Annotated in this window: 17 protein-coding genes; 12 read left to right on the forward strand and 5 right to left on the reverse strand. The window is 46.6% G+C overall.

Annotation, left to right across the window (positions count from 1 at the left end):
- Positions 1-12: 12 nt before the first annotated feature.
- Complete coding sequence (locus tag MHH93_RS14580; protein ID WP_500054614.1) at positions 13-996, forward strand: sensor domain-containing diguanylate cyclase; 984 nt, start codon at positions 13-15, stop codon at positions 994-996.
- A 132-nt stretch (positions 997-1,128) separates the two neighbouring features.
- On the opposite strand, the gene MHH93_RS14585 is transcribed toward MHH93_RS14580, so the two are convergent.
- The gene (locus MHH93_RS14585) at positions 1,129-2,616 is read right to left on the reverse strand and encodes a right-handed parallel beta-helix repeat-containing protein (protein ID WP_500054615.1); all 1,488 of its coding nucleotides are present in this window, start codon (positions 2,614-2,616) and stop codon (positions 1,129-1,131) included.
- Positions 2,617-2,718: 102 nt separating this feature from the next.
- On the opposite strand from MHH93_RS14585, the gene MHH93_RS14590 reads away from it, so the two are divergent.
- Positions 2,719-3,375 (forward strand): DUF2625 family protein, encoded by a 657-nt coding sequence (locus MHH93_RS14590; protein WP_500054616.1) that lies wholly within the window; start codon positions 2,719-2,721, stop codon positions 3,373-3,375.
- Between the two features lie 151 nt (positions 3,376-3,526).
- Here MHH93_RS14590 and MHH93_RS14595 read toward each other — a convergent pair whose 3' ends face one another.
- Positions 3,527-4,867, reverse strand: a complete 1,341-nt coding sequence (locus MHH93_RS14595; protein WP_500054617.1) for an MFS transporter — start codon at positions 4,865-4,867, stop codon at positions 3,527-3,529.
- Positions 4,868-5,037: 170 nt separating this feature from the next.
- On the opposite strand from MHH93_RS14595, the gene MHH93_RS14600 reads away from it, so the two are divergent.
- Positions 5,038-5,421: a VOC family protein gene (locus MHH93_RS14600; RefSeq protein ID WP_500054618.1), complete on the forward strand. Its 384-nt coding sequence runs from the start codon at positions 5,038-5,040 to the stop codon at positions 5,419-5,421.
- A 68-nt stretch (positions 5,422-5,489) separates the two neighbouring features.
- Here MHH93_RS14600 and MHH93_RS14605 read toward each other — a convergent pair whose 3' ends face one another.
- Both MHH93_RS14605 and MHH93_RS14610 read right to left on the reverse strand, forming a co-directional pair.
- Positions 5,490-8,141 carry a cation-translocating P-type ATPase gene (locus MHH93_RS14605; RefSeq protein WP_500054619.1) on the reverse strand — a complete coding sequence of 884 codons (2,652 nt, stop codon included), beginning with the start codon at positions 8,139-8,141 and terminating at the stop codon, positions 5,490-5,492.
- 247 nt (positions 8,142-8,388) lie between these two features.
- Positions 8,389-8,760, reverse strand: a complete 372-nt coding sequence (locus MHH93_RS14610) for a hypothetical protein (RefSeq protein WP_500054620.1) — start codon at positions 8,758-8,760, stop codon at positions 8,389-8,391.
- Between the two features lie 223 nt (positions 8,761-8,983).
- Between MHH93_RS14610 and hcp the strand changes: the two genes are divergently transcribed.
- From hcp to MHH93_RS14635, 5 genes are all read left to right on the forward strand, one after another.
- A complete protein-coding gene (gene hcp / locus MHH93_RS14615) occupies positions 8,984-10,276 on the forward strand; it encodes a hydroxylamine reductase (protein ID WP_500054621.1) in 1,293 nt (430 codons plus the stop codon).
- 233 nt (positions 10,277-10,509) lie between these two features.
- Positions 10,510-11,886, forward strand: coding sequence for a PTS sugar transporter subunit IIC (locus MHH93_RS14620; RefSeq protein WP_500054622.1), 1,377 nt, complete (start codon positions 10,510-10,512; stop codon positions 11,884-11,886).
- 261 nt (positions 11,887-12,147) lie between these two features.
- Complete coding sequence (locus MHH93_RS14625) at positions 12,148-13,773, forward strand: helix-turn-helix domain-containing protein (protein ID WP_500054623.1); 1,626 nt, start codon at positions 12,148-12,150, stop codon at positions 13,771-13,773.
- A gap of 102 nt (positions 13,774-13,875) precedes the next feature.
- The gene (locus MHH93_RS14630) at positions 13,876-14,892 is read left to right on the forward strand and encodes an ABC transporter substrate-binding protein (protein ID WP_500054624.1); all 1,017 of its coding nucleotides are present in this window, start codon (positions 13,876-13,878) and stop codon (positions 14,890-14,892) included.
- Positions 14,893-15,924, forward strand: a complete 1,032-nt coding sequence (locus tag MHH93_RS14635) for an NAD(P)/FAD-dependent oxidoreductase (protein WP_500054625.1) — start codon at positions 14,893-14,895, stop codon at positions 15,922-15,924.
- A 723-nt stretch (positions 15,925-16,647) separates the two neighbouring features.
- Here the strand turns inward: MHH93_RS14635 and MHH93_RS14640 are convergent.
- A complete protein-coding gene (locus MHH93_RS14640; RefSeq protein WP_500054626.1) occupies positions 16,648-17,604 on the reverse strand; it encodes an ABC transporter substrate-binding protein in 957 nt (318 codons plus the stop codon).
- 202 nt (positions 17,605-17,806) lie between these two features.
- Between MHH93_RS14640 and MHH93_RS14645 the strand changes: the two genes are divergently transcribed.
- The 4 genes from MHH93_RS14645 to MHH93_RS14660 all read left to right on the forward strand — a co-directional run bounded on the left by MHH93_RS14645 (position 17,807) and on the right by MHH93_RS14660 (position 23,615).
- Positions 17,807-19,660, forward strand: a complete 1,854-nt coding sequence (locus MHH93_RS14645) for a helix-turn-helix domain-containing protein (RefSeq protein ID WP_500054627.1) — start codon at positions 17,807-17,809, stop codon at positions 19,658-19,660.
- A gap of 181 nt (positions 19,661-19,841) precedes the next feature.
- Entirely contained in the window at positions 19,842-20,384 is a 543-nt protein-coding gene (locus tag MHH93_RS14650) for a CueP family metal-binding protein (RefSeq protein ID WP_500054628.1), read from the forward strand.
- A 184-nt stretch (positions 20,385-20,568) separates the two neighbouring features.
- On the forward strand, positions 20,569-21,570 hold the full coding sequence (locus MHH93_RS14655; RefSeq protein ID WP_500054629.1) for an ABC transporter substrate-binding protein: 1,002 nt from the start codon (positions 20,569-20,571) through the stop codon (positions 21,568-21,570).
- Positions 21,567-23,615 (forward strand): iron ABC transporter permease, encoded by a 2,049-nt coding sequence (locus MHH93_RS14660; protein ID WP_500054630.1) that lies wholly within the window; start codon positions 21,567-21,569, stop codon positions 23,613-23,615. Before MHH93_RS14655 ends, MHH93_RS14660 begins: the two co-directional genes overlap by 4 nt.
- Positions 23,616-23,731 lie beyond the last annotated feature (116 nt).

Below are 23,731 nucleotides of genomic sequence, written 5' to 3' on the forward strand. Positions count from 1 at the left end.
AGGCAGTTATTCATGGACATACAATTAGATCTGGCCCCCTGTGGATACTTCTCTATTTCTGATTCAGGGATTGTACAATCTATTAATCAAACTTTTCTTACGATGCTTGGTTACGAACGAGACGAGCTTATGGGACGACATATTGAGTCCACCATGTCGGTGAGCAACAAGGTGTTTTTCCATACGTATTTCTATCCATACATCCAGCTATACGGACATGTGGACGAGATGTACTTCACGTTCCGTACCCGTGATCAACAGTCTGTTCCTGTGCTGCTCAACGGTATTCGTATGACACGTGACGGGGAAAGTGTTATGGATTGTGTTGTTGTAGTCATGCGTAAGCGAATCGAACATGAGAAGGATATTTTGCATACCAAAACCAAACTACAGGAGCTGTATCAAGCGACGCAAGAAGCGAACAAAGAACTTGAACGACTGCATGAGGAATATAAAATTAAAGAGCAGGCGTTAATTAAAGTGAATGATCAGTTGGAGACACTGGCCTCCACCGACTTGTTGACAGGATTGAAGAACCGCAGGTTTTTCCAGGAAAAAATGTTTGAAAGTTTAATGATGTTTCAGGAGAAACAACGTTATTTCTCCCTTCTCGTTGTGGACATTGATCATTTTAAAAGCATTAATGATACGTACGGACATCCGATCGGAGATCTGGTGCTCGGCAATCTGGCAGGGCTGCTGCAATCGTTGTCGCGAAGTACGGATGTGGTTGCACGTTACGGCGGGGAGGAATTTGTTATCATTCTTCCAGGTTGTGAAGAGCAGCAGGCGATCGGTATCGCAGAACGATATCGTTCACAGGTTGCTTCAGCCGACTGGGGTGAATATAACATAACTGTGAGTATCGGTGCGGCCACTGTTGTAGAGGAAGATACGGAACAGTCCTTGTTCCAAAGAGCGGACAAGGCACTGTATGCCTCCAAAACTGGAGGACGAAACCGGGTGACACATGCAGCTCAGATGGTAAGAAGTTAACGGTTGGATTGCATCAAAAGAAAGCGAAAAGGAGCCTGTGCATTTGTGAGGAAAACGATCCCACATCGCACAGCTCCTTTATTTGTGTGTAAATAGACGGGCTAATTTCACTTGAGTAGTACCAGATTACCTTTACCGCGGAGCAAGATAGCCATACGACTTCGCCGGAGAATTCGCCTGAAGACGGAAATCTTCGTTGGAGTCATTCATAAATGCTGGATTCACATATATCGAGTGTGCATCGTTGCCAGATCCCTTCATGTAGGCGGCAATGCCGGAGTAGGCTTTATTTTTCCAGACCCATAGGGCATCTCCCTGTTCTCCTGGTGAGTAATAGACATTATGGTCAAACACATTGCCAGTATTGCTGGTATATTCATTGTATATCAATACTTCCGAGCTGCCCGATACGAGAATGTTGCGCATAAATGTATTGTTCTTCGTCCGTGACTGCATGAATAACTGTCCGTTGCCTGCATTCAGGGTATCATTCCCCACGAGCGTATTGTACATAATTTCGCTATCCTCAGTAGCTCCTCGTTCCTCGTCATAACCTCCCATGGCAATGCCCGTTAATCTATTGGAATAGATCAGGTTATCACGCACAGTAATGTTGCTGGTTGAACGTCCGGCATGCTCCGAGGCAATCTCAATTCCGATATCGTTCCGGTATACCCGGTTCTTGTCAATGATATGATCTTTTCCGCCATCTACATAGATGCCACCGGCCGAATGGGTATCATTGGGCAGGTCTGTTCCATAGGAAGGGTTGTTATTGGATGTAATATCGTATACTTCGTTGCCTCGTACAATGCCGTTCCGAGCCTGATCGTACGTGTCGTCTTCGGATGTACCCTCATACCCGATCAGATCAATACCAATATTGTCGGAATCGTGGATGATATTGTTCTGTATGGCAAACGTATCGACATTGCCGTTGATGGCAAGGGCCTCGCTGGAGCCAAGGGTAAGATCATATAATTCATTATCTTTAATGATGATATTGCGTAATGCTCGAGGGTGTTCTGTGCCGTATATGCCAATACCGTGGGCATCCCTGCCACTCAAATCGGGACCCTCAGGAGAAGCGTAACTAGCGATCGCATGAATGGTGTTACCCAACAGCTGAATATGTTCACCCGCTCCGTGGACATAGATTCCGGTTGGAACCTGACCTCTGAGTGTGGTTGTGAAGTTACGAATTTCTAGGTTTTGAATGGTGATATAATTGGCATTTTCAATCTCGATCAGCCCTTCGATCCCTTCTGCAGAGAGGCCTTCCCCATCAATGATGACATTCTCTTGCGGATAGCTGGAAAATAGGGTCGGATTACCGGAGGAATGGCCACTCCGGGTGATTTTGACTTTCTGATGATAGAGACCTTCACGCAGATAGATCGTGCTTCCTGGCGAAGCATGTTCGGCTGCGTGCTGCAACGTTTTCCACGGAGACTGAAGGGTTCCTTTATTCGAGTCGTTTCCTTGGGGAGATATGTAATGGATGACTTGAGGATCAGACTTTTGAACAGAAACGGGTGTCTTCATGGACAGGGTACGGTCCTGACAACCAGATGCGAATAACATTAGAATCGGCATAATCAGCAAAACTGTACGAAGCAAAGTTGTTCCTCCTTAAATTTACCTGTGAGCTAGATTATAGCAGATTTGAACGGGTTAATAAGCCATGATATGCTTTTTACAAAATCAGTGAGGAGACTGCTCATGAATACATTAACGATAGCTGAATTAGTAGATCGAGAGAATCACGCATGGGAAGAACTCAAGGAACTCCTGGATAATGGGCAAAATACATATGTGTATGTTCCAGCAAAGCAGGAGGCTGGAGAGGATGTCCTCTATCGTCTGCAAATAAGCACCAAATCCTATTTGGGAGCTGTTGCCTATGAGACAGAAGGTATCGTACTGGACCATGGTTGGATTACGCTGCTTGGTGCGGGTGGTGACAGTACATATGGAAGCCTCACCAGTTGGAATGGTGTGAGTGAGCAACCTTGGGTAGATGTTCTGGAAGGTATGATGGTCGTCGCATATGATGCGGCGGGTGGTTTCTTCGGACTGGATACAGGCAAGTATGGCCGTACGGGACACATCTATTATTTTGCACCGGATACACTTGAATGGGAATCGACAGAACTGACATATTCGGAGTTCATCAACTGGCTGGCGGATGGTGACCTGGGGCAGTTCTATCAGACGTTTCGCTGGAAAGGTTGGCAGGATGATATGACACAGCTTCAGACAGGACAAGTATTCGCATATTATCCACCACTTTGGACGAAGGAAGGTGGCGGCGAGAGCAGCAGCAAATCCCCAATTAGCATCATGGAGGCCTGGAAGTCAGCACTGGACGGGAAATAGTTAGCGCTGCTGTAAGGTGAAATAAGGAAAGTAATCGGTAAGTTCAAGTTCATTGAGTGATTCACTTTAAAAAAACGGCATTTCTGTTCCAGATTTAAAAAGGCTCGCGCTTGATGCGGGCCTTTTTGTTCTGAACTTTAAACATCAAATATTAATCTTCCAACGCAAGAGGTTCAATGCCTGAGCGTGAAGCTCTGCTATGCCAGACGGTCAGACCCAGAGAAACAACGCAGACGAGCAACAGACAAGCGTATACCACATGATAGGCTTCCTCTACTGATACTCCCGGAATGCTGTGCAACAGCAACCCGCACACGGCTACAGATACCGATCCACCGAAGAACTGAATCAATTGTAACATCCCCATACCAGAACCAATCTGTGTTTTGGGCAGTACACGTGACGCTTCATTATTCAATGAAGCCATGGATGCCGAGAGTGCCGGTGAGAAAAAGAGATAACCACTGGTAATGATCAGGGCGGATTGATCAAGTCCGAGCATGAATAAGGCAAGTACCGCTGCGAGCAGGATGTGTCCGATGATCATAAATCGCATATTGCCATAACGGTCGATCCAGCGTCCGACGAAACGGGTGCAGAATGCTGCAACAATGGCTCCTGGAGCAATCAGCAAACCAATGGCGAGCGATGAGCGTCCATATAGATCTGCAAGCACAAGCGGCATGAGAAACAGATTGCCCAAATTCACGACCAGCACGCAGAATCCGATAAGGATTAACCGGGTGTATCCTGGCGTTCGGAACACGTGTGGATTCACGAATGGAAGACTCGCTTTCCGAATATACAGGAGGTGTGCAGCAAGTGAAATCACGCCAATGGCAAACCATAACCAGGACTGCTGGGTGATCGCGACGAGAAGTGTAGTTGCATTAATGACGGTTAATATGGCACCAATAACATCAAACGGCTGATCCGTTTTGACGGATTCACGTGGGAGAAAATAGAGCAATACAGGCAGGGCGAGCAGGACGAGCACGGTTATGGCAAAAAGTCCGTTCCAACCCCAGTATTCGCTAATGAGTCCGCCGACAATGGGGCCAAGTCCAAAAGCCATGGCACTACCTGATGAGATGAGTGCGATGGCAGCTCCGCGTCGTTCCACAGGGATGTAACGACTTGCAATGACCAGACCCAGCCCGGCCATAACTCCTGCACCTGCTGATTGTAGTATGCGTGTCAGCAACAAGATTGCGAAGTTATGCGCGAACAATCCGAGCAACGAAGATAACCCCAGAATCAGAAGCCCGACCGTTAACAGTTTGCGTACCGGAATACGGTCTGATAATCGACTGTATATCACCGTCGACAGGGCGTAACCAATAGAATAGCTTGAGATGACCCAAGAACCCAGGTCTGAGGTAATCTGCAAATCATGAATAATGACGGGCAATGAAACATTGAACATGGTGGTGTTCATCACAACAATGAACAGGCAGCACGTCCAGAGTGGCATGACAATTTTATCTTTCACGTAACCATTCCTGTCTTGGGTATGAATATGATGAAAAGCAATATATCATTTTACACTTCATTTTATCATATGGCAATAATGTCATACTGTATGTACTATTTCCCTGAAATTGGGTAAGATGGTGATTGGAATACATAACTAATTTCATTATATTTTAAGGAGTTAACAGTATGAATCACTTACTACTAATGCCCCACAGCGTATTTCCGACGTTGGATATGAAGCGAACGGCACAGTTTTATGAAAGAAAGATGGGCTTTCGTGTGGTCGAATATCTCGAGGCCGCGGAACCTCATATCTGTCTTTATCGTGATCTTACCGAGATTATTTTAACCCAAAGTAATGGACAAAAGGTAATGCCCAACAGAGAATTATATGGTTACGGATATGATGCATATTTTATTACCAAAAATCAGGAAAAGCTTCAACAGGAATTGATTAATGCAGATGTGAAAATCGTACGTGCCCTCAATCATACTGACTATAATAACAAAGAGTTTGTGATCGAGGATATCGATGGACGATGGATCGCTTTTGGCATCAAACAGGGGTGAATTTGATACAGAAACAGGCGCTCCGATCACGGGCGCCTGTTTGTGCATACGTGCGATACCTGCAGATCTTATGCCGCAGTAACTTGTTTGCCACGATTGCGAAGCCACTTGATGACATCCATCAGAATGACGGCAGCGAGAGCGAGTCCACCTGCAATCAGGAACTCATTCCAACCGAATGTATCCGGGATGGCGAAGACGCCGCGAACACCTGGAATCAGTGTGATTGCATAGAGACAGAGACATACCAGAATGGAACCAAGCACGAATTTATTGGTCGTGAAGCCCACCTGGAAGATGGTCTGTGTGTTGGAACGTGCTGCAAATGTTTGCAGACTGCGTGCCAGAATCAAGGTAGTGAAGGCCATAGCTACGCTGATTTCCTCCGAGATGCCAAGCCCGATATATTGGGAGACGATTACAGCCGCACCGATCAGGACACCACGCGTAATCACCGCTTGCAGGGTTCCGCCTGCGAAGATGCCTTCGTTAATATCACGTGGTTTACGCCGCATGACATCTGGCTCGGGCTTCTCTGTGCCCAAAGCGATGGCAGGCAGGGAGTCGTTCACCAGATTGATGAACAGCAGCTGAAGGGCCGTAAATGGATTAACCCAGCCGACGATCAAGGCAAACAAAATGGCAATAATTGCGCCGAGGTTACCGGCAAACAGGTAAGCGATGGCTTTTTTGATATTATCAAATACCATCCGCCCCACACTGACCGCATTCACGATGGAGACAAAGTTATCATCTGTCAGAATCATGGCAGCCGCATCCTTGGCAACATCTGTTCCGCTACCCATCGCTACGCCGATGTCAGCTTGTTTGAGCGCAGGTGCGTCATTAACTCCATCTCCGGTCATAGCTGCAACTTTACCTTTGCGCTGCCATGCACGCACGATACGGATTTTGTTCTCAGGAGATACCCTGGCGTAGACCGAGATGTGTTCCAGTTGTTGATCCAGTTCCTCATCGGACATTTTGTCCAGTTCGGCGCCGGTAATGGCGAGATCATCCGGTTCGGCAAGGCCGATATCCACACCGATGGCCTGGGCCGTTGTTTTGTGATCTCCAGTGATCATGATGGTGCGAATGCCTGCTTTTTTGGACTCTTCAATAGAGCCGTATACCGCTTCACGCGGTGGGTCAATCATTGCAGTCAGTCCAACCAGCGTCAGATCATGCTCGTCATCAATCGTAACCTGGTTTTTATCATCAAATTTTTTGTACGCATAGGCCAGCACACGGAAGGCACGTTTGGAGAATGCCTCATTTTTTTCTTCAAATTGTGTGCGAATCTCGGGTGTGAGGGGCTGAACTTCGCCGTTGATAAACACATGACTACAGCGGCTGAACAGCACATCTGGTCCACCTTTGGTCAGCAAAGCCGTCTGGCCCTCAAACGTATGCACCGTACTCATGAGTTTCCGATCCGAGTCAAAAGGAAGCTCGGCTTCACGCGGGAACTGGTCACGGATTTCATTGTAATCCTTGTTCACCCGGTTGCTGAAGGCAATGAGGGCCACTTCGGTGGGATCACCCAATTCCTTGCCTTCCTGGTTAATATTCGAATCATTGCAGAGCACTGCAATATGTAATAAACGTCGTTCCTCTTCCGACCACTGATCGGGATCATCGGGGAATTCGTCCTTGGTGCCATGGGGAATGTAATAATCCACGACAGTCATCTTGTTCTGAGTTAGCGTTCCTGTTTTGTCCGTACAGATGATGCTGGCAGAACCGAGTGCTTCCACGGCAGGCAGTCTGCGAATGATCGCATGTTGTTTGGCCATCTTATTCGTACCGAGTGACAACACGATAGTCACGATGGAGGAAAGTGCCTCAGGAATGGCAGCAACTGCAACGGCTACAGCAAACATGAGTGCATTTACGATGGATGGTCCGATATTCTCGGTACCTTCGGTCAACCATACACGACCGGCTTCAATGCCAAAGATAAGAATCGACAAGCCCAGGATGAAAAAACCCAGTTTTTTGCTGAATGATTCCAACTTGCGCTGTAAGGGTGTGTTCTTGGCTTCGGCATTTTCAATCAGTTCGGCAATTTTGCCAATTTCCGTCTTGAGAGCCGTGCCTGTAATAACGAGCATGCCCCGTCCGTATACAACCAGTGAGCCACTGAAGGCCATATTGCGACGATCTCCAATTGGAGCTTCGTCGGGGATGGTGTCGGCGTGTTTCTCGGCTGCTTCGGATTCTCCGGTCAGCATGCCTTCGTTGATTTTCAAACTTCCTGATTCCAGGATTCGCCCGTCTGCCGGAACATAATCGCCTGCATCGAGCATAACAATATCTCCGGGAACGAGTTCTCTCGCCGGGATGGTTTTTTTCTGCCCGTCCCGAATGACCTTGGCTTCAGGAGCAGACATTTGTTTCAGCGCGTCGAGTGAACTCTCGGCTTTTTTGGTCTGCACAACACTGATTACGGCGTTAAGCAAAATAACCAGGAATATGATCAACGATTCAATCAGGTGTCCAAGTACAACCTGTACGGCGGCTGCAATCAGCAGCACGATAACCATCGGATCTTTGAAATTTTCGAGGAACAGTTTCCAGACAGGCGTTGCATCTTTGCCTTTTAACTCGTTATAACCTTCGGTTTCAAGTCTCTTAGCAGCTTCGGAGGTCGTGAGCCCCTTGGAGGAACTCTGCACATCCTGAAGGGTTTCCTCTGCACTGTGTCTGTAATGTTGCAATTGACCAGCTCCTTGAATATTTAGATTTCTCTCTGTGTATTACCCTTACGGGCAAAATCTAGAATCGTTTCATTTCCATCTTTTTTTAGATTATAGAATTGATAAATTTTTACCTTTTATGTACACAGTATTTTTCATAATGAGCTTAGATATGCTTCTTTTCCAATGTTATTATTTCCAGTGATGCAGAGACATAACATGCACCACTGGAATGGATCTTGGAGCTGATTATCACCAAGCGAAACGTTTAGATCAGACGATAGCCTGGAGGCAGGTTGCCTGTACGCTGGATTCTGCGAACCTGTGCTGCTGTTAACCGCTGATTGGTGGCGATTAATGACTCCACGTCACCCCTTCTAAGGATGTCATCCAGTTCGCGAATGCTGCGATTTCCCCGCAAGATAAAGAAATTGTCACGAAAGCGTGACCGATCAAACAACACAAGCGTAGCGTTCGGATTGGTCGAGAAGAATCGTAGACTCTCAATCCCGGTGAGGACAGCGTCGATATCGGCAATACCCAAGTTACCACGGTATACTCTACGTAATCCTCTGAAATTCTCTTGACTATACACGGCCAGACGTGGATACGTCCGCGAGATCGACACAGGTTTATTCAAAGTACATTCCTCCTCTGCTTATAGACAACCTGGCTGTTCGGACAGATTGGTCTATTGAACACTATATGTTGGGAGGAAGGGTGTGGATTGGATGATAGTCTCAGAGAAACAGATATAAATGTTAGATCAGAAACTGTGTGCACCATCACACTAGCTCATATCAGGGTCTGTTACGCTATTACATAACGAACTGCGTTTAATCTAAGTTTGGAGGGGAATCCATATGTTTTGTTATCAATGCGAACAGACGCCGAGTGGCGGGTGTACCGTGGTAGGGGTATGTGGCAAAAACGAAACAATCGCAAGCCTGCAGGATACGATGATCTTTGCGTTAAAAGGAATCGCTGCTTATGCGACACACGCACGCCAGTTGGGATATTCTGATCCTGAGGTGGATCGGATTACACATGAGGCATTATATATGACATTAACGAACTCGAATTTTAATGTACAGGAACATCTGGATATGGCGATGAAGGTAGGTAATGCAGCCATTCGCATTATGGACGTGCTGGACCGAGCGCACACGGACCGCTTTGGTGTACCGCAACCGATTACGGTTAGCCAGAACCAGATCGAAGGACAATGTATCGTGGTAACGGGACATAATCTGTATGCACTGGAAGAGTTGCTGCGTCAAACTGAAGGGAAAGGAATCAACATCTATACCCACTCGGAAATGTTGCCTGCACACGGTTATCCGGCGTTGAAGAAATACGCCCACCTCAAGGGCAATATCGGCAAAGCCTGGTACGATCAAAGAAGACTGTTCGAACAATTCCCAGGTGCGATTCTCGCAACGACCAACTGTGTTATGCCGATTAAAGGCACATATGCAGACCGCTTTTTCTCCTACGAAGTGGCGGGTCTGGAGGGCGTTGCCAAGATTATGGGTGATGACTTCTCACCTCTGATTGAACGTGCATTGTCCCTGCCTGCGGCCGATATACAGTCCGAGCAAGTTTTAACGACAGGCTACCATCATGAGACCGTGATTGGCCTTGCGCCCGAGATTATTCAAGCGGTGAAAGACGGTCATATCCGTCGATTCTTCGTTATTGCAGGCTGTGATGCACCAGGCAAAGGTGGCAACTACTATCGTGAACTCGCGACATCATTGCCGAATGATACTGTAATTCTGACCACGTCTTGTGGCAAGTTCCGCTTCAACGATGTGGATTATGGCACGGTTGGAGACACGGGTATACCGCGTTACATCGATCTGGGTCAATGCAATAATTCCGGTTCTACGGTGAAAATTGCAATGGCTCTGGCTTATGCTTTTGGCTGTACCGTGAACGAGTTACCTGTCAGCATTGTCCTGTCCTGGTTTGAGCAAAAAGCAGTTGCGATCCTGCTTGGCCTGTTCAGCCTCGGGATTCAGGACATTCGGATTGGACCAAAACCACCTGAATTCATATCCGAAGGTGTCCTGGATGTACTCGTGGATATGTTCGGTCTGAAGTTAATTACAACAGCAGAAGAAGATATGAACGCGATGTTGGCATTGTCATAGGGGCATGAATTGAGTATAAGATATGTAAGGAGCCTGCGCTTTTGCAGGCTTTTTTTGCTACATAAATAATGACTTAGGTCTATATACCTTGTGCAAATGAACATGAAATGAAAGGGAAATTAGTTTATTTATCCTATTGAAGTTCTTTCGTGGAAATGTCTATATAGATAGAGCATATTAGCGTATCACATCACAAAACACGGGTTTACCGTAACATGAGGAGATTGTATATCATGCATGACACACAGATTGAAGATTGCTTGAAACTCGCAGGTGGGAAGGAGAACATCAAGTTCGTAAAGCATGATAAAGGCGCAACGACGCTAGTACTGAAGAATAGCAGCCTATTAAATATGTCGGTTCTGGCAACCACAGATGAGAAGGCAGATATTCGGGTAACAGATGAGCAGTGTCATCTGGCATTAAGAGATGAATTCTTCCTGCTCTACAATGCGCTACGGAGTATGGGCTTCGGGGAAGCGGAAGGAACAGGAGTGCAGGAAGTAGAACACGCGAAGAAGAACAGATTTTCGATCTTACATTTTGTATCCGATGTGTTTAGGCCCTTGATGCCTGCGATTCTCGGAGCTGCCGTTATTAAGATTGCAATCGCAATTATTACGCTTATGGATACATACAGTTCATCGGATTCTTCTGCGCTGATGGACAGCCAGACCTTTGCAATATTCAGAATCATTGGAGAGAGTGTATTTTATCTACTGCCTGTATTGGTAGCCATAAGCACAGCGTATCGGTTGAAGAGCAATATCTATGTGGCTGCATCTATTGGCGGATTGATGTTCTATCCGGAGATAACCATGCTGATGTCGGGTGAAAAGGAGGTGCATTTCCTGGGTGTGCCACTCGTGTCCCAGCCTGCTTTTTACTCTACGGCTATCTGGATCATTCTCACGATCTGTGCAGCGGCCTACCTGGAAAGAGTCATTGAACGATGGAGTCCAAAATTCTCCAAAGGGATAGTTGCTCCATTCCTGACATTACTGATTCTTGTGCCGTTAGTATTGATGATTCTTGGTCCAGTCGGCACCTGGATCGATGAGTATCTGCCGGAGGCATTGGATTCACTAGTAGCTAATGCTCCAGTGGTGTCATTGATGTTACTAGGAGCAGTCTTCTCGCTAATGTTAATTACGGGGTTACACTACTGGATGCTTGCCATCATCATTAATGAAATCGTCATGAACGGTTCTTCTGTAGTCATTGCTGCGATGTTAGTGGCGATTGTTGGACAAGCAGGGGCTGCGCTTGCAAGTGGATTGCGCTCGAAGGAGCCAGCGTCCAGAAGACTGGCTTTCTGGGCTACTGGAACAGCACTCCTGGGAGTTGTAGAGCCTGCATTGTATGCGGTCAACATGAGAAAAAGATCCTCTTTCTACGCGGCATTGCTAGGTGGGGCTGCAGGTGGACTCTACTTCGGATTGTTATCTGTCCAGGCGTTCGCTATTGTTGGAAATCCGAGTTTGGTAAGCTTCCCACTCTTCATTGAAGAGGGTAGCCTGAATCTGTTACACACTTGCATCGGTGTAGTCATTGCTTTCGGTGTCTCCGGTGGACTGACGTATTGGATGGTTGGAAGAGGACAGAAGTAGGGATACACCTCGCCAAAAGCTAATAATGAGTAAAACATAGAAACGTAGTATTAAAAAAGGAGTGCAACTGTTGTAAGAAGGAGCTTGTACCTGATGGTACGGGCTCTTTTCGTTTTTTTTCAATGATATATGTATGAAATGTATCAAAGCTGTTCCATCATTTTATCATGCCATAGCTTGTTGGATATGGGGTTGTCATGTAATTTGATATAGTGAAATGTAATAATTCAGGATGATTAATCCCTTAGAAAGGATAACAATATGTCTGACAACATGGAATGGATTGCTCAGTGGCAGTCAACCAAAGCATTAACCAATGCATGGATAACGAAAGGTGAATTGCACCACTTTCCCAGTCACACGTTGATATTTATTATTGATGGCAAAGCGATCTGGAATATCAATGGACACCGGGTCCACGTCTCCTTTGGCGAATTAATTGCGCTTGAAGAGAACTCCGTAATGGAGGTCATTGAAGGTGGGAACCTGGATCTGGCAGGCTGGCATGTTCAGTTCGATACATATTCGGTACTGCATGATCGACGGGAAGCTGAGAAGTTCGAATGGCGGTTACCGTCAGGAGAGGCGTATCAGAAAGTGCAACTGTCCGGTGGAGCTCTGGCAAGTATGATTCAACATTGGAGTGAAGTGCATACACAGGACCAGAGTGCAGGAAGGGTTGGCCATCAACATTTGTTATATGAGTTGTTAAGTAATCTATATCGGACACAGCTGGATAACGAGTTGAAGCCAGAACACGGTATACTTCGCACCATTGACTACATGCGGCAACATTATGATCAGGTCATTACACGTACACAGTTAGCTCAGATTGCCGGTACGAGTCCATGGCATTACTCCCGCAAATTTAGCGAGCGATATGGTAAGCCACCTCTGGATTATCTGGCACACTACCGGATCTACCGTGCGCAGGAAGAATTGATATTAACAGTTGCAACCTCACAGGATATTGCCAAAAAGACTGGATTTGAAGATGCTCATTATTTTAGCCGACGCTTCAAACAACTGACTGGCGTATCACCTAAGATATATAGGCAGACGATGACGCAGCGCAAGATCGTATCACTTTCTCCAATCTGTGCAGAAATTATGATTCATCTGGGTGTCATCCCCCATGCGGTAGTGGTCACCCCGATCCTGTTGTCCCCACATCACCATGAACAATTTACAGCGTATGGAGTAGAGATGCTGGAGGTAACACAGTATGAGGTGGAGATCGAACTTGTTCGGCAAGTTCAACCGGAGATGTTGATAGGAAACGTATTGACGGAAGAGGTCAAAAGGGAGCTGCGCACAATTGCACCGATTCTAACCGGACTTCATCAAGATGTGGAACCAATGCTCGATCAATTGGCAGCCTGGTTTCTTAAAGAAAAGGAGGCTCATAGACTGCATCAGCAGATGAATCACGAGGTCAGTGTAGCGAAGCAACAGTTGCAACCCATCATCCAATCCGCATCCACAGTTATGCTGCTAAGGGTAGAAGCATTTGGTTATCGATATCTGGGTGGGCATTCACACGGGGTATCACACTTGTTATATGAACAGCTTGGATTAGCACTGCCGCAAGCACTGCATTCAGGTGCAGCCTGGTTTAATCCATGTTCGCTTGAACTGCTCACACAAGCTGATCCCGACTACCTCTTTGTAGAGAAACGGATCATGCAACACTTTAGTGCTGAAGAGAATATGAGGAAATTATGGGAGAGTCCACAGTGGAAAGACCTGAAGGCCGTGAAAAATAATCGGGTATTCTACGTAGATACTCATCTGTGGGTGGATGGTCACGGCATTACGGGACATACTTTTATTCTCAATCAGATCATTCGCCATCTTACGGAATCTCATCATGAGAGAGCACAATAATCCAACTGAATACGCACGATATGCTATGGAACAGACACTTCTTATTTGATACTATCTGATAATAATTATCATTATCAATGTACATAAGGGGCGAAGTATATCATGTTACGAAGATTCAAAGGGTTGGGCATCCTGCTATTGGTGATCAGTGTAATGCTGGCGGCATGTTCTGGTGAAACAAAAGAAGAAAATGAAACAGTTGGGACAGCAGAGATGCAGACGGAAGGCGCAGCAACTACAACGGAAGATGCAGGGGATGCAAGCGGAACTAAAGTGGTACAGGATCAGTTTGGCGAAGTTACGATTCCTGCCAATCCTCAAAATTTAATGGTGTTCGATTCGATCTATGCCGAGTACCTGATTGAGATGGGGGTTACACCCCAAATGGTTTTGCTAACTCCGGAAGTTGAAGCGGAATACCGGCCTGCTTATTTTAAAGAACACGGAGTTCAGGTTATCGAAGTCGAGCAGTATCAATATAACTATGAGCAATTGCTTGCGTTGTCACCGGATATGATCCTTACAGCAGGAGAAGGGATGGAGCAGGGCGTATATGACGAGTTGTCCAAAATTGCTCCAACGGTGGCACTGGATGCCAATAGTGAGATGAAACGTGCCATGCCGAAGCTGGCAGCCATATTCGACAAGACCGAGGAATCAGCCAAAGTACTGGCTGAATTCGATGAGAAAGCAGCCCAAGCCAAAGAAAAAATTGCGGCAGCCCTTGGAGACAAGACCGTATTGGTTCTTCGTGTGGAGCACAATCGTTACCGTTTTATGGGTTCTAAAGGAGGAAGCAGCAGTGTTTTCTTCTATGATATCTTGGGCCTGAATAGTCCTGAAGCGATCAAAGACTCTACAGATTGGTTTAGCCAGTTCTCTTTAGAATTCTTGCCTGAGATGAATCCGGACTATATTTTCCTCGAAGACAGAACTCTCGTAGGTTATGACACGAAGAAATCCATGGAAGATCTGAAAGCAAGTCAGGTGTGGGCGAATCTGGAGGCTGTGAAGAATGATCATGTCTTCCCACTGAAGACAAGTGAATTTGTATCTGGTGTGGGCCCGATTGGTTCTGTGAAGTTAATGGACTATGTTGTTGAAAAGTTGGTGCCATAGATGACTACAGCGAATCATTTGGATATTTATGATATTACTATCGTTGGCGGGGGACCTGCTGGAATGTACGCCTCCTTTTACAGTGGCATGAGAGCCATGCGCACCAAAATCATCGAAGCCAAACAGGAACTGGGCGGATTCATGCGTACATACCCGGAGAAGCTGATCTGGGACGTGGGCGGGGTTGATCCAATTCGCTGCGAGCAGCTGATTGAAGCACTGGAAAGACAAGCGAGAACGTTTGATCCAACGATTGTGTTTGGGCAGGAAATTGCTGAGCTTGAGCGACGTGAGGATGGTGCATTTGTACTTATCTCCAAAACGGGTGAGCGTCATTACACACGTACCATTCTGTTATGTGCGGGCAGAGGCATGACTCAGGTGCAAAAGCTGGATATCGACGGTGCCAATCGGTATGAGTTGACGAATCTGCACTACACGATAACCGACCTTTCCCTATTTGCCGGGAAGCGTGTTCTGATCTCGGGCGGCGGCGATTCTGCAGTCGACTGGGCCAATGAAATGGGCAAGATAGCAAGTGAAGTAATAGTAGCACACAGACGTCATGAATTCACGGGACATGAGTCGCCTGTTGCCCAGATGAAAGCTCAATCCAAAGTAATGACACCGTATACCATCTCACGTTTGTACGGTACAGGTGACACAATTGATCGTGTCGAGCTGGCCCATGTAGAAACCGGTGAGATCACATATGTGGAGGTCGATGAAGTCGTCGTAAGCCATGGGTATGATCGTGATTTTGGCAACCTCGTTCAATGGGGACTGGCACGGGAAGACTACGGCGTATCCGTTGATCAGCGAATGCGCACCAACATTCCGGGCGTATTTGGAGCAGGTGATTTCATTACCTATGGAAGCAAAGTTAGACTGATCGCAGGTGCTTTTAACGATGCGGTACTCGCGGTCAACAGTGCCAAGATGTATCTGGAACCTGATGCTTCTGATATGGCAGGTGTATCTTCTCACAATGCGCGCTTCTATGAAAAAAACAAAGCCCTTTCCAATACGTAGTTAGGTTCGCGCGGATGGAAGGTAGTCTGAAGAGCCCGAACAACGTCGAGATTTCCTCGAAATTGCGTCGGGTTCTTGCGTATCTTTATTGAAAAAAGCACCATATTCAAGCAAACAAAAAGCGCCACCTGAATCATTCTGGTGGGCGCTTTTTGTTTGCTCTTTTTTTGAGCTGGATAAAAAGTCTTGAATCCTGGACTGCCGATCTTGGCGAATGGATAGACGATTATCATGGATGGATAGATGATTTTCTAAAGAACTCAGGACATCTTAATTGGCCATTAGTTCCTCTTTTCAAATCCTAAGGAACATCAGGCACGTTATCTATCAAAATCTCCTCATAAAAACACTGAGAACGACTTTTTATTCAAATATAGCGTGTCTCAAGTTCCTTAGATTTCCGATGTGGCTTCAAATCGTTGAATAAGACGCCTCAGATTCGTTAGTGCTCGCTCCATGCTTTGATCAAACCCCAACCGCAACCCCAACCCCGGCGGTGAGGACAAGAGAGCGAGAAAACGACCTTGAATGCCGCTCGAAGCGTAACTTCGTAGTAAGGGTGAAAGTTTTGTTTTTACGATATCTCGATCGCATGCTGGCACTTGATGGGCACACTCTCGTACATTCTGGATTCGATGCTCTTGCTAGTCTCAACACGTTCAGGTTCGTAGTCTTCACTGGCTTTCAATAGATTATAGACTCGCTCTAGTTCAGCTCCGTTTGTCATCTTGCCAGTCGATCTGCGATCTCTTCGGCTTGTAGAATGGAGGTATAGGGATCAGCGGTGAAATATTTATGGATATCCAGTTTGAAGATGTGATTGTGCTGCACTGCAGGAAGATTGTCCCAGACGTTAGGCAACAGGGAATGATCCTTCGTGCCTTCTGTAACCATCATCAGCAGGTAGTCCCCCACGTACTCTCCGAACACTTCTGCACTGGCCTCCAGGTTTTCTTTACCTTGGTCCAGAAGTTCGGACTTCACCTTGGGTGCCGGAGTCAGTCCTAGCAATTCATAGGCTGCCCTTCCGCCACGATTGGCACTGTTGCCGATAATGGCTGGGTTCTTCAAAAAGTTGAAATCGGCAACGGTGAATGTGGCATCGTCAGGAATTACGTCTTTGATTTTGGCCTGAGCCGCTGCGATCCGTTGTTTAAATGTTTCGTTCCACGCGATGGCTTCTGCTTCTCGATTCAGAATCTCGCCCATGGCGGTTACCTCGTCTTCCATGGAATCATACTGATCGGGCACGAATACGACAGTCGGAGCAATTTTGGAATAGGTCTGAAATTTCTCCTGATCCCATGTGATAATCAGATCCGGTTCCAACTCTACCATTTTCTCAAGTGAAACCTCACTATGGTTACCCAGATCCGCGCTATCCACAAGTTTGTCACGCAGAAACATGCCATAATCCAGCAGGCTGCTCGGCACACCAACAGGTGTTACGCCGACAGCCAGAACATGTCCTATATTCCAGTCCACGACAACCCGCTCCGGGGTGAGGGGGACGGTGACGTCTCCCATCATCGTGGAAAGTGTTCTTATCTGTGGTGCGGTGTTTTCTCTTTCTGTCGTTGCTGGCCCCACTGCCTCGTTCTGGGTACAACCACTCATGAATATGGCCATGACCAACAAAACAGGCAGGGTCATACGATACCAAACTTTCTTAAACAACATGACGAACCCTCTTTCTAATTGATAATGATTTTCATTTAATATAACTCTAGAGGGAATCTTACGATTGCACAATAACCGATTCGGAAGCGAAAGCATACCCATTTCAGAACTCTATCGACAGGTTGAACTGAGAATGATTATCATATATGATGAGGCAAAGCTGTGGATGTGGTAACGAGAAATAAAAGAAAGGTCCATGACGATGAACATAGAAGAACACGGGGCATTATGGGAGCATATAACCATCCGATTACTGGATATTCGAATCTTGACCGTTAACATCAGTGAAGACCCTAGTACATGGACGCTTCCCTCGAATGCTTTTTTATTAGTTACGAATGGCAAGGGGAAGATCTGGCTTGGGCAAGAGATGCATCAGATTAAAGGAAATTATATTCTGCACGCCTCCAAAGGAACACGTCTGAATTGTCTGGCTAAGAAGCAGATGGATATACATATATTGTCGTATTCGTCACCAGAGTCAGAGAAGCCAAATACTGAAAGATCCCAAACGTATACTGGGGTGGAGTCTTTGCACGTAAGTTTTGGTTTTGAACCAGCGTATCCATTACCATTAATTGAAATCATGCAGTTGATATACAGACAATGGAATGAACTACAGTCAGCAGGCCGGATTCAAACCAAGGCGTTGTTCTACCAATGGCTCGCTGAGATGCTGAAACAAATGCAGGAGCAGAGGTTTAACGATGCTAAGCTGGATCGGGTAGATCAGGCGGTGCATTATATGAGACGTCACTACGGGGAACCACTCAAGATAGAACAGGTAGCTGAAATGATGAATTGTAGTCCAAGGTATCTGAACCAATTGTTTCAGCTTCAATTGAACACAAGTCCCAGTCGTGTGCTATCACAGATTCGGATGGAACAGGCGATGAAACTACTGGTAAGTACGAAAGGGACCTTACAGGAAATCGCAGAGAGAGTAGGCTATGAGAATGGCTATACACTAAGTCGCTATTTCAAGAAACATTATGGGGTTTCTCCGGGGTTGTACAGAAAGCATCGAGACAGTAGCGTACCAAATGTATCTCCGAATACATGCCAACCACACTCCCTTCTGGAAAGTCATTATCCGGAATGGAGCGAACGAACGGTACCTATAATTGAAGCTGACCGAACTCGGCCAGTTCAAGAGAATAGAAACCTGACAGGTATCCAAGAGTGGAAATCCTCGGCGCCTGCGATGTCACGGGCCAAAACTCGGATGTTTGCCTCAAGTATGGGCGAGATTACGATACCGGATAAACCTAGCCGTGTTGTCGTGGACTGGAATTTGGGAGAAGTACTGGCACTGGGTGTGACACCTCTTGGAGCACCGCATTCACTCATTCAAAGCAATCAAATGCTAGAGCCTTATATCAGTGACCAAGTACAAGATATCGGCAATCATAATTTTATCTCGGTTGAAAAGGTGCTAGAACTTGAACCGGATCTGATTATCACCTGGAATCCTGCTGCCTACGCTTCCTATGCCCGGATTGCACCTACAGTTGTCTACGGAGGGATTGGGTACGGCTCTATCGAGGAGGAGATTCGTGAGATGGGACGTATTCTGAATCGCCATGCAGAAGCCGAAACATGGATTAAGGAATACGGGCGGAGAGTACATTCTTTGCAGCAAAAGATCCCGGGCAAGGTTTCCACAGAGAAGACATTTACCGTCATTGATCCGAACTGGGGAGAACATATTACCCTTGTGGGAGATACGGGAACACGTGGAGGTAAGGCGGCCTACGGATTACTGAACTTGAAGCCGGCAGGCAAAGTTCGCCAGGAGCTGCTGGAGCCGGGCTTGGAATACCTGGACGTTGCGCGGAGTGCGGTAGGTGGATATCTGGAGGATTACCTGCTGGTGTTGGATAATGGTCCAAGACAGGGGTTTGATGATCCAATTTCTGTGAAACCATGGCAGAAATCGATCGAGACAGCGCACTGCCGCATTATTAACCTTGATTGGAATAGATATTTTCTGTCCGACCCGTTGTCTGCGGTGCTGCAAGCCGAGGAAATGGCAGAGCGGATTATGGCACGTTGAGTATCGCCACTTATGTAATAGTATGAACAGATTAACTTTTCATTCAGATATTCCGCATATGATTTGTTCGGAACCTAGCTAACCATATATGTGAATATCTGGTGAATTCCTCGCTGTATAGGTCCATGATGGTAAGTTCTCCATTATACTTAATGAAAACGGATGAGGAGATGGACTCCAGATGAAAAAACAAATGTGGATCATTGCAAGTATTGCGGTTGTAATTGTAATCGGGACCTACCTGTTTGCAAGCAATACGGGCAAGGAAGAGGCGGGTACAGCCGATGCACCCAACATCAGAAAAATGGTGGAAGAGATCAGCACAGGAAAAGAGAAGCCGGAATCTGCTTCCATCAATGCCAAACAATTAATCGTCACAGATCAAGATAAACATACGACTACATATGATTTGCCTGAGAATGAATTTTTTCTTTCTATCGCACCCTATATGGACCAGACTCATCCCTGTGCCGTTCATAGCTTGACAGGTTGTCAGGGGGAACTGAGCAATAAGGAATTCAGTGTTACCATTCACGATTCTCAGGGCAACACTTTTATGAAAGATGAAGTGATCAAGTCTGGTGCGAACGGCTTTATGGATTTTTGGGTGCCCAGAGATAGAACCTATCTGATTCGTATTGTTCAAGATGGAAAGGTTGCAGAAACGCAATTATCTACATACGAAAATGATAATACATGCATCACTACGATGCAGTTGAGTTAACGCAAACAGAGAAGCAATGGAAGGGAGGGATGGCCAGTTGAGCTACCCCTTTCTTTTTTTATTTGTATTAAAGAGTTGAAATAAGGTACTTTCCATTGACAAAAATTCATTCCTACGGCATAATCCAATAGTGATAATGATAATTGTTATCATGTAAATACATATAAACAGGGGAGATCAAGATATGAAAAAAGGGTTGAATGGACTGTTGATTATGCTGGCCTTTGTGCTGGTTTTGGCGGGGTGTGGTAAAACCACGACTACATCAGAACCAAGTCAAGGTGCTGGTTCGGGTAGTGCTCCAGCTGAAGAAACAGCAGGTCCTGTTACCGTGAAGCATAAACGTGGAGAGCTTAAGCTGGACAAGCCAGCAGAACGTGTAGTTACACTTGAATGGACATATACGGAAGATGTCGTAGCTCTGGGAGTTCAACCAGTAGGTAATGCGGATAACGCTAATTATAAAGTGTGGGTAACCTCTGAAGCAGCATTGGATGACAGTGTAACGGATATCGGAACACGCAGTGAACCGAATTTGGAAGCTATCGCTGCATTGAAGCCAGATCTCATCATTGCGAATGCAGATAATAATAATGCGGTCTATGATCAACTGAATGCAATTGCACCAACGATTGAATTCGATCCGTATGATGGCGATGGTTATAATTATGACAAAATGACAGAGATCTTTACTAACATTGCAACTGCTCTTGGTAAAGAAGACAAAGCAAAAGAAGTTCTTAGTGACCTCGATCAGCATTATGCAGATGCCAAAGAAAAGCTGGCTGCTGCGGGTAAAGAAAACTTCAACTTTGCATTAACTCAAGCATTCACGTATCAAAATGCAGTCAGCCTGCGTATGTTTACCGACAACTCGGTTGTTATTGGTACATTGGACAAAATTGGATTGGTTAACGATTGGAAGCCCGAGAAAGTTGAGAACTATGGCTTCTCTACAGTAGGCATTGAATCCTTATCCGATGTGCAGGACAGTAACTTCATTTATATTACACAACCAGATGATGACGTCTTTGGCACAGCAATGAAAGATAATTCGGTTTGGAACGGACTGAACTTTGTGAAGGAAAAACGCACCTATCAGCTGGATAGCACAACATGGACATTTGGTGGACCGATTTCCTCCAAAGTATTGGTTGATGGCGTAGTTGAGGCGATCACCAAATGAGTTCGGTTCAAGGATCTAAGCCAACGATGAATTGGCGCACAATAAGCATATATGGGGGCGGTCTAACCGCTCTCATCGTGCTTTTTTTTGTAAGTCTGTGTTATGGAGAGGCAGCTATTCCTTTGCATGTCGTCTGGGATGCACTTTCAGGAAGACAGGATACATTAGAGCACAATATGGTTTGGGATTTGCGTATGCCGCGTACAGTCATTGGTATTCTTGCAGGTGGTGCACTGGCTGTTGCAGGCGCATTGCTTCAGACGATTACGCGCAATCCACTGGCTGCTTCGGATACACTGGGAATTAATGCAGGCGCATACTTTGTGGTGGTGCTGGGAGCTATTGCTTTTCCAGGCCTGTTAAGCCAGTCACCTTTTCTCTTCGCAGCTCTTGGTGGTCTGCTTGCAGCATTTGCGGCTTATTTCATGGGTGGCGGACGAACATCAAGCCCGGTTCGGCTTGCATTGTCCGGTATAATTGTATCGATGGTGCTTGGTTCATTTACAAGCGCATTACATATTTTTTTCTCCATGGAGACACAAGGATTATTCCTTTGGGGCTCCGGAACGCTTGTTCAGAATGACTGGAGTGGTGTGACCTATGCTTGGCCTTGGGTGATTGGCATTACCCTTCTCGCGTTAATCTTGTCCAGACAGTGGGATATGCTGGAGCTGGATGAATCAACGGCTTCTTCCTTGGGGCAAAAGGTAGGATTGGCTCGATCGGGTGGCTTAATTCTCGCGGTATTGCTGGCTGCAGTCATCGTCAGTGTAATTGGGCCGATTGGTTTCGTGGGACTGGTTGCGCCACATCTGGTTCGATTGAGCGGCGTACGTTCCAACCGACTACTGTTACCCGGTGTGTTCATATGGGGCGCAGCGCTCCTGGTTGGGGCGGATGTACTTGCCAAGATGGTACGTAACTCCAGTATGGAGCTGCCGACAGGTGCGGTTATGGCGATCATTGGTGCACCTTGGCTCATCTGGCTTGTTCTTACACGCATGAAGGCCGCGAACGGCTCAGGCATGTCCACCTCCATGAGCACAGGAGCACCTTCACGTCGCTTTGCATTTGGCCCGATGGCCGCATTATTTTCAGTCATTACCGTCGTTCTTATCCTGCTCAGCACAATGTTTGGTGGTATGCGAATTCCGCTGGCTGATCTGTTGCCGAGTCTGTTCCAGTCGGATGGACTGTTCTCCGGGTTGATTCAGCTTCGGATTCCACGTACCCTTGTTGCCGCAGGTGCTGGTGCAGCACTGGCAATTAGCGGTGTGCTCATTCAGATGGCGGTACGTAACCCCCTGGCAGATGCTTCTATTGTTGGAGTGTCTTCTGGTGCAGGGCTTGGAGCGATGATGGTCATTATTTTATGGCCGGGTCTTCCAATGTACTTGCTGCCAATTGCAGCAATTGTCGGTGCAGCCGTTGCCGCGGTGGTTGTATTCTCCCTCTCCTGGAAAAAAGGGCTGAATCCGTCTGCTGTTGTGTTGCTCGGGATCGCGATGTCGGCCATTGCTGGGGCAGGTATTCAGATTCTGATTGTACGTGGTGCGGTATACGGTAGCAGCGGATATATCTGGCTAACAGGAAGTACCTATGCTCGTACCTGGGAACAGGTGAAGGTTATCGGATTATTTTTAGTTATTCTGGTACCCGTGGCGTGGTGGTTGGCACGCCGCTTCGAACTACTTGTATTCGACGACAATAGTGCATCCGGGCTTGGACTGGGTGTGCGCCGTACACGATTATTGGCCATGGCAGTTGGTGTATTACTTGCAGCAGGTGCTGTTGCTTGTGTAGGAACCGTCGGTTTTATCGGTCTGATTGCTCCACATATGGTACGGCTATTGACGGGGAATAAGTTAAGACGATCCATGTTCCTGTCCGCATTAGCGGGTGCAGTGATGCTGGTGCTCGCCGATACCATCGGCAGAACCGTCATGGCACCGACCGAGATTCCATCAGGCATACTCATTGCAATCATTGGAACGCCGTATTTCCTGTATCTGATGTATCGTTCTAACTGGCGCAAGTCTGTATAAATGGTTGAAACCGGAAGCCTGCTCCCTGAGCAGGCTTTTTGCTGTCCACAAAATATGCAGAATCACTTAATAAATGCCTATATTTCTTCGCAAATGACAAAATCCCCTCAGGTCTA

The organism is Priestia sp. FSL H7-0729, assembly GCF_038005685.1.
Classification (GTDB): Bacteria; Bacillota; Bacilli; order Paenibacillales; family Paenibacillaceae; genus Paenibacillus.

What these genes read in the sequence shown, in the direction of transcription:
- MHH93_RS14580 (WP_500054614.1), top strand. Translation starts at nt 13, where the DNA reads ATGGACATACAATTAGATCTGGCCCCCTGTGGATACTTCTCTATTTCT.
- MHH93_RS14590 (WP_500054616.1), top strand. Translation starts at nt 2,719, where the DNA reads ATGAATACATTAACGATAGCTGAATTAGTAGATCGAGAGAATCACGCA.
- MHH93_RS14600 (WP_500054618.1), top strand. Translation starts at nt 5,038, where the DNA reads ATGAATCACTTACTACTAATGCCCCACAGCGTATTTCCGACGTTGGAT.
- hcp (WP_500054621.1), top strand. Translation starts at nt 8,984, where the DNA reads ATGTTTTGTTATCAATGCGAACAGACGCCGAGTGGCGGGTGTACCGTG.
- MHH93_RS14620 (WP_500054622.1), top strand. Translation starts at nt 10,510, where the DNA reads ATGCATGACACACAGATTGAAGATTGCTTGAAACTCGCAGGTGGGAAG.
- MHH93_RS14625 (WP_500054623.1), top strand. Translation starts at nt 12,148, where the DNA reads ATGTCTGACAACATGGAATGGATTGCTCAGTGGCAGTCAACCAAAGCA.
- MHH93_RS14630 (WP_500054624.1), top strand. Translation starts at nt 13,876, where the DNA reads ATGTTACGAAGATTCAAAGGGTTGGGCATCCTGCTATTGGTGATCAGT.
- MHH93_RS14635 (WP_500054625.1), top strand. Translation starts at nt 14,893, where the DNA reads ATGACTACAGCGAATCATTTGGATATTTATGATATTACTATCGTTGGC.
- MHH93_RS14640 (WP_500054626.1), bottom strand. Translation starts at nt 17,604, where the DNA reads ATGTTGTTTAAGAAAGTTTGGTATCGTATGACCCTGCCTGTTTTGTTG.
- MHH93_RS14645 (WP_500054627.1), top strand. Translation starts at nt 17,807, where the DNA reads ATGAACATAGAAGAACACGGGGCATTATGGGAGCATATAACCATCCGA.
- MHH93_RS14650 (WP_500054628.1), top strand. Translation starts at nt 19,842, where the DNA reads ATGAAAAAACAAATGTGGATCATTGCAAGTATTGCGGTTGTAATTGTA.
- MHH93_RS14655 (WP_500054629.1), top strand. Translation starts at nt 20,569, where the DNA reads ATGAAAAAAGGGTTGAATGGACTGTTGATTATGCTGGCCTTTGTGCTG.
- MHH93_RS14660 (WP_500054630.1), top strand. Translation starts at nt 21,567, where the DNA reads ATGAGTTCGGTTCAAGGATCTAAGCCAACGATGAATTGGCGCACAATA.